Source organism: Myxococcus sp. NMCA1, from assembly GCF_026810205.1.
Taxonomy (GTDB): Bacteria; Myxococcota; Myxococcia; order Myxococcales; family Myxococcaceae; genus Myxococcus; species Myxococcus xanthus_A.
The window spans coordinates 1598029-1611255 of the sequence record NZ_CP113950.1 but is presented as its reverse complement, the minus strand read 5'-3'; the positions used below and the strand labels follow the sequence as shown (position 1 = coordinate 1611255).

At 69.7% G+C, this 13227-nt stretch carries 9 protein-coding genes; 2 read left to right on the top strand and 7 right to left on the bottom strand.

Going from position 1 to position 13227, the window contains the following annotated elements; translation table 11 throughout:
- Positions 1-72 precede the first annotated feature (72 nt).
- Entirely contained in the window at positions 73-1449 is a 1377-nt protein-coding gene (locus OZ403_RS06895; RefSeq protein ID WP_174259210.1) for an LETM1 domain-containing protein, read from the bottom strand.
- Positions 1450-1615: 166 nt separating this feature from the next.
- Positions 1616-2455 carry a metal-dependent hydrolase gene (locus tag OZ403_RS06890; protein ID WP_140873592.1) on the bottom strand — a complete coding sequence of 280 codons (840 nt, stop codon included), beginning with the start codon at positions 2453-2455 and terminating at the stop codon, positions 1616-1618.
- A 186-nt stretch (positions 2456-2641) separates the two neighbouring features.
- Here OZ403_RS06890 and OZ403_RS06885 point away from each other — a divergent pair, with 186 nt between their 5' ends.
- On the top strand, positions 2642-4498 hold the full coding sequence (locus OZ403_RS06885) for an HSP90 family protein (RefSeq protein ID WP_140853284.1): 1857 nt from the start codon (positions 2642-2644) through the stop codon (positions 4496-4498).
- Entirely contained in the window at positions 4498-5622 is a 1125-nt protein-coding gene (locus OZ403_RS06880) for a hypothetical protein (protein WP_140788405.1), read from the top strand. The genes OZ403_RS06885 and OZ403_RS06880 overlap by 1 nt, the downstream gene beginning before the upstream one ends.
- A gap of 12 nt (positions 5623-5634) precedes the next feature.
- Here the strand turns inward: OZ403_RS06880 and OZ403_RS06875 are convergent, their stop codons facing one another.
- The 5 genes from OZ403_RS06875 to OZ403_RS06855 all read right to left on the bottom strand — a co-directional run bounded on the left by OZ403_RS06875 (position 5635) and on the right by OZ403_RS06855 (position 13038).
- Positions 5635-7989, bottom strand: coding sequence for a Tex family protein (locus OZ403_RS06875; RefSeq protein ID WP_268783746.1), 2355 nt, complete (start codon positions 7987-7989; stop codon positions 5635-5637).
- A 59-nt stretch (positions 7990-8048) separates the two neighbouring features.
- Entirely contained in the window at positions 8049-8606 is a 558-nt protein-coding gene (locus OZ403_RS06870) for a GNAT family N-acetyltransferase (protein WP_140788401.1), read from the bottom strand.
- Between the two features lie 121 nt (positions 8607-8727).
- Positions 8728-10956 carry an alkaline phosphatase D family protein gene (locus tag OZ403_RS06865; protein ID WP_268783745.1) on the bottom strand — a complete coding sequence of 743 codons (2229 nt, stop codon included), beginning with the start codon at positions 10954-10956 and terminating at the stop codon, positions 8728-8730.
- Positions 10957-11120: 164 nt separating this feature from the next.
- A complete protein-coding gene (gene recA, locus OZ403_RS06860) occupies positions 11121-12212 on the bottom strand; it encodes a recombinase RecA (protein ID WP_140788397.1) in 1092 nt (363 codons plus the stop codon).
- Positions 12213-12324: 112 nt separating this feature from the next.
- Positions 12325-13038 (bottom strand): hypothetical protein, encoded by a 714-nt coding sequence (locus OZ403_RS06855; RefSeq protein WP_237081038.1) that lies wholly within the window; start codon positions 13036-13038, stop codon positions 12325-12327.
- Positions 13039-13227 lie beyond the last annotated feature (189 nt).

Below are 13227 nucleotides of genomic sequence, written 5' to 3'. Positions count from 1 at the left end.
TGATGTCCAGGCGTGAACGCGGCCGGGCCCGTTCCACCGGATGGATGGAGGGCGAGCGGCCAGGGGCCCGCGTCAGCCGGCCTCGCGCTCCGGTCCCACGTCCTCGAAGTCCTCCTCGACGGGCGCGGCCTCCTGGAAGGCGCTGGGCAGCAGGCTGAAGGGCAGCACCTTCCCCAGCGCCGCGAGCAGCAGGATGCCGCCGGGCGCCGCGAAGATGGCCAGCGCGGGAATCGCCTTGGCCACGTCGACGAGCTGCGCGCGCATGCGCCGGCGCTCGTCGCCCGTGAGCGCCTGACGCCGGGCCGCCTTCGTCAGCAGCACCGCCAGGTCGCCCGTCTCGCGGACCTCCTGCATCAGCCGGTAGAAGTTCTTCTCCAGCGTCTCCTGGATGCCGGCCACCAGGTCGTCGCCCATGGCGCCCGCGGCGTCCGACACGGTGAAGACGTCCACGATGGCGCGGTGGCGGGCGTAGAACTCCGCCATCTCCAGCTCCAGCCGGTGCAGCTCCGCGTCCGGGACCTGGAGCGCCTGCGCCAGCTCGCGGATGAAGACGCGCTCGCGCCGCGTCTTGCGGCCATCCACCAGCGCCGCCAGCAACGTCTGCTCCAGCAGGAAGTGGCGCACGTCCACGCTGCGCACCTGGCGCACCACGTCCCGCACCGGGCGGCGGCGGGCGAAGGACTGCTTCACCGCGGCCTTGAGCTCGGACGTCATCGCCGCCGGCAGCCGCAGGTACTCCACCTGCCGCAGGATGGCGCGGCGCGCGGGCGGGCCCGGCACCCGGTCCACACACGCCAGCCCCGTCAACACGTCCACCAGCAGCGCCTTCTGCCGCGCCGCGAAGTCCAGCCGCCGCTGCGCCCGCTCGCGGTGCAGCGCGCCGCGCGAGAAGTAGTCAATGGCCTGCCGGCAGAACAGCTGCGCGTCCGCGTACTGCGCGCCGTTGTGCAGCACCAGCCCGTACACCGGGTCCCCCGCCAGCACGGGCGAGCGCTTCACCAGCGACGCTTCCACCTTCGCCACCAGCCGCCGGGACACCGGACGCCCCGAGGCAATCGCCGCGTCCACCGTCTCCGCCAGCTCCAGCTCTCCGGTGAGCACCGCGAACAGGACCAGGAGATGCTCGGTGCGAACGGCTGTCGGAGCCCCCACGAGCCGGCCCAACTCCAGCGCCATCAGCGCCAGCGTCCGCACCACGGCGTGAAAGAGCTGGTCCTCCAGCACGCGCGCCTGGAACTCGGTGGGCTGGGCCACGTCCGCCGCGGCGGGTGCGTCCGCGGGCGTGCCGTACAGCAGGCCACTGGCGCGCAGCGTCCGCCGCAGGTACGCGCGGGCGCGGGCCCGCCCGGAGCCCAGCGGCGGCGCGGACGGAGCCGGCGCGCCCGCTTCGAAGGCGACCGTCTCCGTCAGGAGTGGCAAGAGCCACCCCGCCTTGGTGAAGTCCAACACCGGAACACCCCTGGACCGCGGGGAAAGACCCACACGCGGAGAAAAGAGCAGGATGTAACCCAGGGGCATCCCGGTTGCCACTCGGCCACGGGACAGGGTCAAGGCCCGGAAGTCAGCGGGCATAGAACCGCCACTTCTACCGGGCCCAACCATCTGCTCCCGGTGCCTACAGCGCGGTCGTCGCGCCGGGCTCCGGGACCACCACCTTGGCCGTGCTACGCAGCTTCTTCAGCTCGCCGGTCAGCGCGTCCGGGGTGCCCTGGAGCAGCGGGAAGGTGCCGTAGTGCATGGGAATCACGCTCTTGACCTTCAAGAGCCGCACCGCCTGGGCCGCCTCCGCGGGGCCCATGGTGAAGTGGCCGCCAATGGGGAGCAGGGCCACGGTGGGCTTGAACTGGGTGGCGATGAGCGACATGCCCTCGAAGGGTCCGGTGTCACCCGCGTGGTACAACGTAGGGCCCTTGTCGATTTCCAGCACGTAGCCCAGGGGCGCGCCCGCATACTGCGCCGGCGACTTCGAGTCCGCGGCGTAGCTGCTGGAGTGGACCGCCTCCACCAGGTGGAGCGTGACGTCCTTCACCTGGAAGGTGCCGCCCGCGTTGGCGCCCACGGCCTGGGCCTCCGGAAGGCCCAGCAGGTTGATGAGCTCGAAGGAGCCGTAGACCTTCGCGCCCGTCTTCTCGGCCAGCGCCTTGGCCTCGCCCACGTGGTCGAAGTGGCCGTGGGTGAGGAGGATGGCGTCCAGCGCCTCCGGCTGCGCGGCGCCCCGCGGGGCCTTGGGGTTGGTGAGCCAGGGGTCGATGGCAATCACCGCGCCGCCCGGGCTGCGAATCACGAAGGCCGCGTGCCCCCACCACGTCACCTCCGTCTTGCCGCGGGTTGCCGCCGCCGGGGCCTTGGTGGCCGCGACCTTGGCGGGCGCCGGGGTGCCCTGCGCCGCCGCCGTTCCGCCGAAGGCCATTGCCGCGCCCGCCACCACTGCCATGAGCTTCGTCCGCATATCCATCCACTCCTGCTTTCGAGGTGAAGACCTGCCGCCACCGTGGTGACACGTCCCCCACGGCCGGATTGCCACCTGACACTGACCGGGCGGCCATTCAAGGGCCTGCCATGGATGCCCAAGTGCGCGCCGCGTCTCAAGCTCGATTCGGCTGTCGATACGACGGGGGGCGTGCGCTAACGTCGGCGGCACGTGGACCACCGATTTCAAGTCAGCCTCCGCGGGGTCATCGACCTCCTGTCTCACCACCTGTACAGCTCCCCGGGCGTCTACGTACGCGAGCTGCTCCAGAACGCCACCGATGCCATCCGCGCCCGCCAGCTCGTGGAGCCCGGCCATGCGGGCACCGTCCGGCTGGAGCTGATGGAGAAGCAGGACGGCAGCCCGCCCACCCTGCTCTTCACCGACGATGGCGTGGGGCTGACCGAGGACGAAATCCACCGCTTCCTGGCCACCATCGGTGAGTCCTCCAAGCGGGAAGCCCTGGAAGCCCGCCGCAACGACTTCATCGGCCAGTTCGGCATCGGCCTGCTGTCCTGTTTCATGGTGTGTGACGAGCTGCTGGTGGTGACGCGCTCGGCGCGCGGCGACGGGCGCACCCTGGAATGGCGGGGCCGGCACGACGGCACGTACGCCGTGCGGCCCTCCGAGCACCCGCTCGCCCAGCCCGGCACCCAGGTGTTCCTGGTGGCCCGCCCGGACATGGCCCATTGGTTCACCGCCACGCGGCTGCGAAACCTCGCCAGCCACTACGGCGGCCTGCTGCCCTTCCCCATCCACCTCACCACGGACCAGGGCACCGAGCGGCTGGACACCTCCGGCGCCCCCTGGCGCCGCGAGTACGACAGCGCCTCGGAGCGGCGCAAGGCGCTGCTCGCCTACGGGCGCGAGCTGTTCGACACGGACTTCGTCGACTGCATCCCCCTGCGCTCCACCGCCGGAGACGTGGACGGGGTGGCCTACGTGCTGCCCGCGTCGCCGCACTTCAACTCACGGCAGAAGCACCGCGTGTACCTCAAGCACATGCTGCTGTCGGAGAGCGCGGAGAACCTGCTGCCGGACTGGGCCTTCTTCGTGAAGTGCGTGGTGAACGCCAACGCGCTGCGGCCCACCGCCAGCCGGGAGTCCTTCTACGAGGACGACGCACTCGCCGCGGCGCGCGAGTCACTGGGGCAGTCCCTGCGCGGCTACCTGATGGAGCTGGCGCGTGAGGACCCGCGCGCGCTCCAGCGGCTGATTGCCCTGCACGGGCTGAGCGTGAAGGCGCTGGCGCTGGATGACGATGACTTCTACCGCCTCATCATCCACTGGCTGCCCTTCGAGACGTCGATGGGGATGATGACGCTCGCGGACTACCGGCGCGCGCACCCCGTGGTGCGCTACACGTCCACAGTGGACGGCTTCCGGCAGATTGCCCAGGTGGCCAGTGCCCAAGGTCTGTGCATCATCAACGCGGCGTACACGCACGACACGTCACTGCTGGAGAAGCTGCCGCACGCGGTGCCGGACGTGCAGGTGGAGCCCTTCTCCTCCGCGGACCTGCCGCAGAGCTTCGAGGAGCTCACCCTGGACGAGCGCGAGGCCACCTTCCCGCTGCTGCGCATGGCGGAGCGCGTGCTGGCGCCGTTCCGCTGCGGCGCGGTGGTGAAGAAGTTCTACCCGGCGGAGGTGCCCACGCTCTACAGCTCGGACGCGGAGGGCGCGTTCCGGCGCGACGCCGAGCGGGCCCGCGAGGAGTCGGATGACCTGTACGCCGGGGTGTTGGACAGCGTCATGGCGGCATCGGGCAGCGAGCCGGCGCAGCTGTGCTTCAACCTCCACAACCCGGTGGTGCGGCGGCTGGCGGCGGTGGCGGACCGGGACATGCTGAAGCTGTCGGTGGAGATGCTCTACGTGCAAGCACTGCTCTTGGGACACCATCCGTTGAACGCACAGGAGATGGTGCTGCTGAACCAGGGCCTGCTGGGCCTCATCTCCGCGCAGTTGGGCGGGGATGGCGAGCGCGGCGGCGAAGGCAGCGGCGGCGCGGGTCCCCGGGGGCTGCACTGATGAGCGGTGACTGGCGCGAGCAGGCGGAGTCGCTCTTCGAACAGGCGGACGGCCTGGCGGAAGGCGAGAGCAAGGTGCGGCTGCTGGAAGAGGCGGTGCGCCTGGCGGACACGCACAAGGACGTGGGCCTGGGCTACCGGATGCGGGACGCCCTCATCGACGCGGCGACCTTCGGCGGCTTCCCGGACAAGGCCCTGGTGGCCTTCGCGTGGTGCCGGGGACAGCAGAAGAAGGACCCGAAGCGCTTCGACCCGGAGGAGATGTTCTGGAAGCAGAAGTGGGTGGTGGGGCGCATCAAGGAGTTCCCTCACATCACCCGCAAGCAGATTCAGGACGCGCTGGACGACGTGGAGCAGTGCTTCAAGGCCACGGACTCCGGGGTGCGCGCGGTGCTGAAGATGCGCTACCAGGCCGCGCGGGAGATGGGTGACGCCGCCGAGGAAGTGGAGCGGCTGTGGAACGGGTGGCTGGAGGCGCGCCGCGACCACCTCACCGACTGCCGCGTGTGCGAGCTGGACGACGAACTGGACCACCACGCCGACAAGGGCGAATGGCAGCAGGTGCTGCGCAAGGCGAAGCCCATCCTGGACGGCCGCAAGTCCTGCGCGGAGATTCCGCACCTGACGCTGGGCACGGTGCTCTACCCGCTGTTCAAGCTGGGTGAGCTGGAGCAGGCGCGCGAAATCCACCGCCGCGGCTACGCCATGGTGACGAAGAACCGCGAGTTCCTCTCCACCGTGGGCGAGCACATGGAGTTCCTCGCCCTGACGGACAACCTGTCGCGCGGGCTGACGCTGCTGGAGAAGCACCTGGGCTGGGCGCTGGACCACCCGAGCTACCGGGACCGCTTCACCTTCTACGCCGCCGCCGCCTTCCTGCTGGAGCGGGTGCTGGCCGCCGGAGACAGGGACGTGGTGAGCCTGCGGCTGCCGAAAACGTTCCCCAATCACCAGGCGGATGGCGGCTACGACGTCCGGGCCCTGCACGCCTGGACGCTGGGGCAAGCCCGGGACATCGCGACCCGCTTCGACACACGCAATGGGACGGACCGGTTCGCGAAGCTGCTGGCGCGCAACCAGGTGCTCGCGGGGGAAGTCCGTCCCTTCCCCATCGACGCGAAGTGAGGCGACGCCCCGTCAGCGCTTGAGCTTGCTGAACGGGTTGTTGAACGGCTCCGGGCCCTTCTTCTCACCGGGCCCCGACGGCGGCTTCGGCCCCGGGCCGGAGGCAGGCCGGGCGCCCTGACGAGGAGGCCCGCCGCTTCCGCCGCCGCGCTCCGTCATGCGGCCCGGCCCCGTGGCCCCACCGACGGGGGGGCGGCCCGACGGCTGCGGCGCCCCACCCTCCTGCACCGCTCGCACGGAGAGCGCCAGCCGCTTGCGCGCCAGGTCCACGGTGAGCACGCGCACCGTCAGCCGGTCGCCCACCTTCACCACCTCGGAGGGGTCCTTTACGAAGCGCGTGGAGATTTGCGACACGTGGACGAGGCCGTCCTGGTGCACGCCCACGTCCACGAAGGCGCCGAACGCGGTGACGTTCGTCACCACGCCCTGGAGCACCATGCCCTCCTTCACGTCCTCCAGCGAGCGCAGGTCCTCGCGGTGCTGGGGCGCGGTGAAGTCGCCGCGCGGGTCGCGGCTGGGCTTCTCCAGCTCCGCCAGGATGTCCTTGAGCGTCATCTCGCCCAGGTCCGGGCCCAGATAGCGCTTCGGGTCAATCTTGCGCACCAGCTCGGCGTTGCCCACCAGCGCGCTCACGGCCACGCCCAAATCCTTGGCCATGCGCTCCACGACGCCGTAGCGCTCCGGGTGGACGGCGCTGGCGTCCAGCGGCTCCGTCCCGCGCACGCGCAGGAAGCCCGCCGCCTGTTCGAACGTCTTCGGCCCCAGGCCGCTCACCTTCAGTAGTTCGCGCCGCGTGGTGAAGCGGCCCTTCGACGCGCGGTGCGCCACCAGCTTCTTCGCCAGGGACGGCCCCACGCCGGACACGTGCTCCAACAACTGCGGAGACGCGGTGTTGACGTCCACGCCCACCGCGTTGACGCACGAGTCCACCACCTCGCCCAGCTTCTTCTTGAGCAGCCCCTGGTCCACGTCGTGTTGGTACTGCCCCACGCCGATGCTCTTGGGGTCGATCTTCACCAACTCCGCCAGCGGGTCCTGGAGGCGCCGGCCAATGGACACCGCGCCGCGCAGGCTGACGTCCAGGTCCGGGAACTCGTCCCGGGCCACCTCGGAGGCAGAGTAGATGGACGCACCCTGCTCGCTCACCGACACCACGGGGACCTGCGAGCCCATCGCCTTCAGCGTGTCGCGCACGAAGACTTCCGCCTCGCGGCTGCCCGTGCCGTTGCCCACGGCCACGAGCTCCGGCTTGTGCTTCTGCACCACCGCGGCCAGCAGCTTCGCCGCCCGGGCGCGTTCGTCCGCGCCGCGCTCCGAGTAGAGCGTCACCGTCTCCACCACCTTGCCGGTGACGTCCATCATCGCCAGCTTGGTGCCCGTGCGCAGGCCCGGGTCCAGGGCCAGCACCGCGCGGGCGCCCGCGGGCGGCGTGAGCAGCAGGTGGCGCAGGTTCTCCCCGAAGACGCCAATGGCCTGCCGGTCCGCGCGCTCCTTCAGCTCCGCGCGCAGCTCCGCCTCCAACGAGGGGCCCATCAACCGGTCCCAGCTGTCCTCCACGGCGGAGCGCAACTCCTGCGCGAACAGGGACTGCGGCTTCGTCACCACGCGCCCGGCCAGCAGGCCCTTCACCTCGTCGTCGGGCAGGGAGAGCTTCACCTTCAGCACGCCCTCTTCCTCGCCGCGCAGCAGCGCCAGCACGCGGTGCGAGGGGGCCTGGGACAGGGGCTCCTCGTGGCCGTAGTAGTTCTCGAACTTGGTCGTCTCGCCCTTCTTCGCGGGCACCACGTTCGAGCACAGCGTGCCCCGGCGCGCGCTCACCTCACGGGCCTCGCGGCGCAGACCGGCATCTTCGGCCACGCGCTCGGCGCAGATGTCTCGCGCGCCCGCGAGCGCCGCGGCCTGGTCCGGCACGTCCTTCTCCGGGTTGATGTAGGGGCGCACGCGCGCGGCCACGTCCTCGCCGCGGCGGCCGTCCTGCTTCCACATCAGGTCCGCCAGCGGCTCCAGCCCGCGCTCCCGGGCAATGGCGGCGCGCGTGCGGCGCTTGGGCTTGTAGGGGAGGTAGAGGTCCTCCAGCTCCGTGCGTGTCTTCGCGCCCTTGAGCGCCTTCGCCAGCTCCGGCGTCAGCTTCCCCTGCTCCTCAATGGTGCGGAGGATGGTGTCGCGCCGGGAGTCCAGCTCGGCGCGCTCCGTGGCCCGGTCGAAGATGGTTTGAATCTGGACCTCGTCCAGGCCGCCCGTGACTTCCTTGCGGTAGCGCGCGATGAAGGGGACCGTGGCTCCGTCCTCTTGCAGCGCGAGGGTCCGGTCCACCTGCTCGGGCCTGAGGCCCAGCTCCTGGGAAAGCTCAGCGGCGTAGGGGTGCATGGCGCCGCTTCTATAACCCGGGCCCCACACTGCTCCCAGAGACCGGCCGTCCGAAGCGCTCAGCCCGCGACGAACGCGGCGCGCCGGGCGTCCCACTCCGGGCGCAGCAGGCCCCAGAGTTGCTGGTCCCTGCGTTGACCCTGGAACAGGCAGTGCCCACGCAGGGTGCCTTCCATCGTGAAGCCCAGCTTGCGCGCCACGCCCTGGGAGCCCGTGTTCTCCGCCAGCGTCAGCAGCCACACGCGCTGGAGGTAGGGCAGCGTGAACAGTTGCTCCAGCATCAGCCCCACCGCGCGCGAGCCCAGGCCCCGGCCGTGGTGCGAATCCGCCATCATGTAGCCCAGCTCGATGCGGCCATGCGCGCGCGACAAGTCCCGCGCGGACACCGTCCCCACGAGCTCTCCGTCCGACTCCACGAACCACCGGAAGCTCCGCGCCCGCGGCTCACCCAGCGCGCCCGCCTCCAGGATGCGCCGCAGGAGCAGCTCCCGCGTGTCGTCCTCCGTGTCGACGAAGCGCCGCGCGCCGGGGGCCGCCCGCATGTCCAGCCAGAAGTCCACGTGCTCCGGCCGGGCGGGAACGAGTCGGACATCGGAAACGGGAGCACCGGGCAACATGCCTCGCTTCTAGCGCGCCCCACGCCGCGGCGCAGCAATCAACGGCCGAGGGCCGCGGCCCGGAGCACCTGGCTCCCGGCGCGGCCCTCGCTCCTCACCGGGCAGGTGAGGCGTTCTCCACTCAGGCGGAGGTGATGGTGCCGTCCTTGATGACGAAGTCGCGGCGGGTGAACTTCGCCGTCAGCTCGGAGGGCTGGCGCAGCGAGTAGTCCTTGGCGATTTCCGTGCCCGGGATGAGGTGGAAGGCCGCCTTCGCCTCGGTGCCGCCGACCTCCAGCACCACGAAGCCGTGGGCATCACCGTCCACGAACGCCATGCCGGGGTGCGCTTCCTTCAGCGACTTGTCCAGCTCCGCCACGATGTACCGGTACACCGTGCTGCCGGTGGAGAAGCCCGCGCCGATGACGGCCAGGCCCGCCAGCTCCTTGATGGAGCCGGAGGAGATGGCCGGCGTCGTCAGCGCGGGGATGCCGGACTCCACGGACGCGAAGGACGCGTGGATGTCACCGGAGATGAACATCGCGTTCCGCACCTGGTTGTCGCGCAGGAACTTCAAGAACTCCTGCTTCTTCGTGGGGAAGCCGTCCCACTGGTCGACGTTGAAGTAGAAGTCCTGGCGCAGCGTGGGGTCCGGGACGTCCGCCTTGTCGCTCAGCTTGAACACCATGGAGGTGAGCGAAATCGAGGAGACGATGATCTTCCACGCGTTGGTCGCCTCCGCCACCGACTCCTGGAGCCACGCCTGCTGCTCGTTGCCGAAGATGCCCTCCGAGGCCCCCGCCGAGCCCATGTACTTGATGGCCGCGTACAGGTCGAAGATGGGCTTCACCACGACGTAGCGCGAGCCCTGGATGCCGAAGAGACCCGTCTTGCCCATGTGCGCGAAGGCCAGGCCGCGCGGCGTGCCCGTCACGGGGATGAGCGGCACGGCCGACTCACCCGCCGCCACGCGCGCCTGGTTGACGGCGTTCAGCACCTGGTTGACGTAGAACAGCGCCAGCCCACCGGAGACCCAGGAGGCGGCCTTCACGGACGCCTCTTCCGGCGTGAGCCCGGCGGCGACGGCCTGCTGCACGTACACGCCCGTGAGGATCTGCTTGTAGGGCGCCAGCTCCGCGGCGTCGATGTCCACGTAGGCGAACATGTCGGACTGCAGCTGCGCCTGGACGGCCTCCGGCAGCGTCGGCAGCACCATGGCCAGCTGCTCGGCCGGCACCGCCACCTTGCCCGGGTACGCGTCCTCGGGGATGAGGTGGTCCGGACGGTAGGTACGCGTGTCCGTCACCAGCAGCTTCAGGTTCCGGCCGAACTCGAAGTCGCGGTAGATGCGCGTCGGCTGGGACACCACGGCGTTGATGTCGATGGCGCCCGCGTTGCTCGCGCCGTGGTCCATGGGGATGTACTCGAAGAAGGCCTGCTCCGCGTTGCGGCGGCGCTCGGTCTGCTTCTCGTTGGTGCGCTCGTCCGTGTACGTGGCGACGTCGCCCCAGCAGTCGTCGGAGAACTCGTGGTCATCCCACGTGATGATGAACGGGTAGCGCTCGTGCACCTGCTGGATGACCTTGTCCGTGCGCAGGGTCTTGTAGAGGTCGCGGTAGTTGGACAGCGAGTTGGCCGCGTAGAACGCCGTCAGGCCCGTGCCCTGGCGGAGCGCCTTCTCCGGCTCGCTGAAGACGATGCCGCGCCCGTCCACGGACTGGAACGACGCGTCGCCCGTCGTCTCGTAGACGTAGTCGCCCAGGAACACGACGAAGTCGAGGTCCTCGTTGAGCTGCAGCAGGTGCTGCCACGCGTTGTAGTAACGGCCGATGTAGTCCTGGCAGCTGGCGAAGACGAACTTCACCGGCACGTCGTCGCCCGCGGCCGGCGCGGTGCGGGTGCGGCCCGTCACCGTGGAGTGCTTCTGACCATTCGCGTCGATGGTGAAGCGGTAGTAGTACGTCGTGCGCGCCGACAGGTTGGTGACCTTCACCTTCAGCGCATGGTCGAACTGCGCCTGCGCGGTGAACTGCTGGTCCAGCACCAGGCTGCTGAACGACTCGCTGGTGGAGACCTCCAGCCGCACCTGCGTGTTCGCGCTCGCGTTGTCCGGGTCCACCGCCCGCACCCACAACACCACGCTGTCCGGACGCGGATCACCCGAGCACACGGACTGCGGGAAGTACTTCTCGCCCGCATCCGACGTCGTCTCGTCGTCGGAACATCCGAACGCAGTGGTCGCTGCAACGGCGACGACGGCCTGGAGGAAACTGCGGCGTTTGAATCGGTCGAACAAGGCGGGACTCCGGGTTGCGCGGGTTGGGTAACAGGGCCACGAGTCTAGAGCGCTCTTCCACTCAGCAGGAAACATCCCCACGGAATGAAACGACAACGCGTCGTGTCACCCACGCCCGGTGCGAACCCACGCGAGGGACGCCGGACGCCAAGCAAAAGGGCCGCCCACCTCGCGGCGGACGGCCCTCTGACTTTCATGGTGGATTGCCACCATCCGGGGAAAACGCCCCAGAGACCGGACTACTTCACGGCCTTCACGCGGCCGCGCTTCTCGCTGCCACCTTCGGCCGGCGCGGACTCGTCCGGCACCGCGGCGACGGGCGCACCCGACTTGCCGATGCCGTACTTCTCCAGCACGCGGCCTTCGATGTCCTTGGCAATCTCCGGGTGCTCGCGCAGGTAGTCCTTCACGTTCTCCCGGCCCTGGCCGATGCGCTCACCATTGAAGGAGAACCAGCTGCCGCTCTTCTCCACGATGTTCTCGTTGGAGGCGAGGTCGATGAGGTCGCCCTCACGGGAGATGCCCGTGCCGTACATGATGTCGAACTCGACTTCCTTGAACGGCGGCGCGACCTTGTTCTTCACCACCTTCACGCGGGTGCGGCTGCCCACCACGTTGTCGCCATTCTTGATGGCGCCGATGCGGCGGATGTCCAGACGCTGCGACGCGTAGAACTTCAGCGCGTTACCGCCCGTGGTCGTCTCCGGGTTGCCGAACATCACGCCAATCTTCATGCGGATCTGGTTGATGAAGATGACGCACGTCTGGCTCTTGGAGATGGTGCCCGTCAGCTTGCGGAGCGCCTGGCTCATGAGGCGGGCCTGCACACCCATGTGCGCGTCGCCCATCTCACCCTCGAGTTCCGCCTTCGGCACGAGCGCGGCCACCGAGTCCACCACCAGCACATCGATGGCGCCCGAGCGCACCAGCATCTCCGCGATTTCCAGCGCCTGCTCACCGGTGTCCGGCTGGCTCAGCAACAGGTCATCGGTGCGCACGCCCAGCTTGCGCGCGTAGCCCACGTCCAACGCGTGCTCCGCGTCCACGTAGCCGCAGATGCCGCCGCGCTTCTGCGCCTCGGCGACGATGTGGAGACACAGCGTCGTCTTACCGGACGACTCCGGCCCGAAGATTTCGATGATGCGGCCCTTGGGCACGCCACCCACGCCCAGGGCGATGTCCAGCGAGATGGAGCCCGTCGGGATGGCCTGAACGTCTCGCATCAGCGGCTCGTCGTTGCCGAGCCGCATGATGGACCCCTTGCCGAACTGGCGCTCCACCGCGGACATCGCCAGTTCGATCGCCTTTTCCTTCTCCTGATTCACGGCCATTGCTCGTAGCTCCTTGTATTGGCGAGCCACCCCGGCTCACCTGAACGCGCTTTTAGTACGCGATGGGTAGACCCTAGTCCACCCCTCTGACATCCGTGCTGCATCCTGCCGGTCAGCCCTCGCGGAGGGCAGCCAGGAAGGCGGCCACCAGCCCCGCCAATCCCACCCATAGCCCCGTGTGCGCCATGCCCAGGAGCGCCAGCACCGCCCCGACCAGGGAGACCAGGGTCAGCATCACCATCCCCACGCGGTACACGGGCGTCCGGGGCGGAGCAAGCCACAAGGCGGCCATCGCCAGCAGGGACAGCCCCACCTGCGAGGTGAGCAGGCTGGCGTCCCCTTTGGGGAACAGCGCTTCATGGACAACTTGCGCCCCAATGCCTCCCACCAACACCGCCATGCACGTACCTGGCTTCAGGCGCTGCGTCTTCCGCTGCAGGGTGTTGGCCCGCAGGTGCGCCAGGTCCTCGGGCTGGACTTCCAGGGCGTAGGGGAAGCCCAGGGACAGCAAGGCCTCCACCGCGGCCGCGCGGCAGGTGCGTCCCTTCGCATCCGCCAGTCCGGTGAGCCGCCCGCTCTCCAACAGCCGCAGGAAGGTGTCCGCCACCAGCCGGTCTCCGCCCGTCCTGGCCATCCGGGACAGCTGGAGGTTCAGCCGCGCCGCCACCAGGGGACGCGCTGCCTCCGGCACCCGCCGGGCCTGCTCGGTCAGCACCAGCACCGGCAGGGGGAGGTCCAGCGGCGGCGTGGGCGTCCCCCGGAGCAGGGGAACCGGAGTGGCTTCCGTCAGCATGGGCTCGGGCGGCGCCTCGTCCTCGTCCTCCATGGACCGCTGCGTGGGCGGATGTATGCGAGGCGCGTCGGGCACGGAGGAAACTGTAGCCACGGCCCCCGAGGAGGTTCAAAGCGAAGTGCCCCCGCAACTTTCACCGGGCAACGGGGTTGATGTCGGAGTGGACGACGCGGATTCGGACGCACAGGCAATGCGGAGGGTGGCGGCGGGAGACCGGCGGGC

Excerpts from the sequence above, each read along its gene's own strand:
- OZ403_RS06865 (WP_268783745.1), bottom strand. The coding sequence starts at position 10,956 with ATGTTTCCTGCTGAGTGGAAGAGCGCTCTAGACTCGTGGCCCTGTTAC.
- OZ403_RS06880 (WP_140788405.1), top strand. The coding sequence starts at position 4,498 with ATGAGCGGTGACTGGCGCGAGCAGGCGGAGTCGCTCTTCGAACAGGCG.
- recA (WP_140788397.1), bottom strand. The coding sequence starts at position 12,212 with ATGGCCGTGAATCAGGAGAAGGAAAAGGCGATCGAACTGGCGATGTCC.
- OZ403_RS06875 (WP_268783746.1), bottom strand. The coding sequence starts at position 7,989 with ATGCACCCCTACGCCGCTGAGCTTTCCCAGGAGCTGGGCCTCAGGCCC.
- OZ403_RS06870 (WP_140788401.1), bottom strand. The coding sequence starts at position 8,606 with ATGTTGCCCGGTGCTCCCGTTTCCGATGTCCGACTCGTTCCCGCCCGG.
- OZ403_RS06855 (WP_237081038.1), bottom strand. The coding sequence starts at position 13,038 with ATGGAGGACGAGGACGAGGCGCCGCCCGAGCCCATGCTGACGGAAGCC.
- OZ403_RS06890 (WP_140873592.1), bottom strand. The coding sequence starts at position 2,455 with ATGGATATGCGGACGAAGCTCATGGCAGTGGTGGCGGGCGCGGCAATG.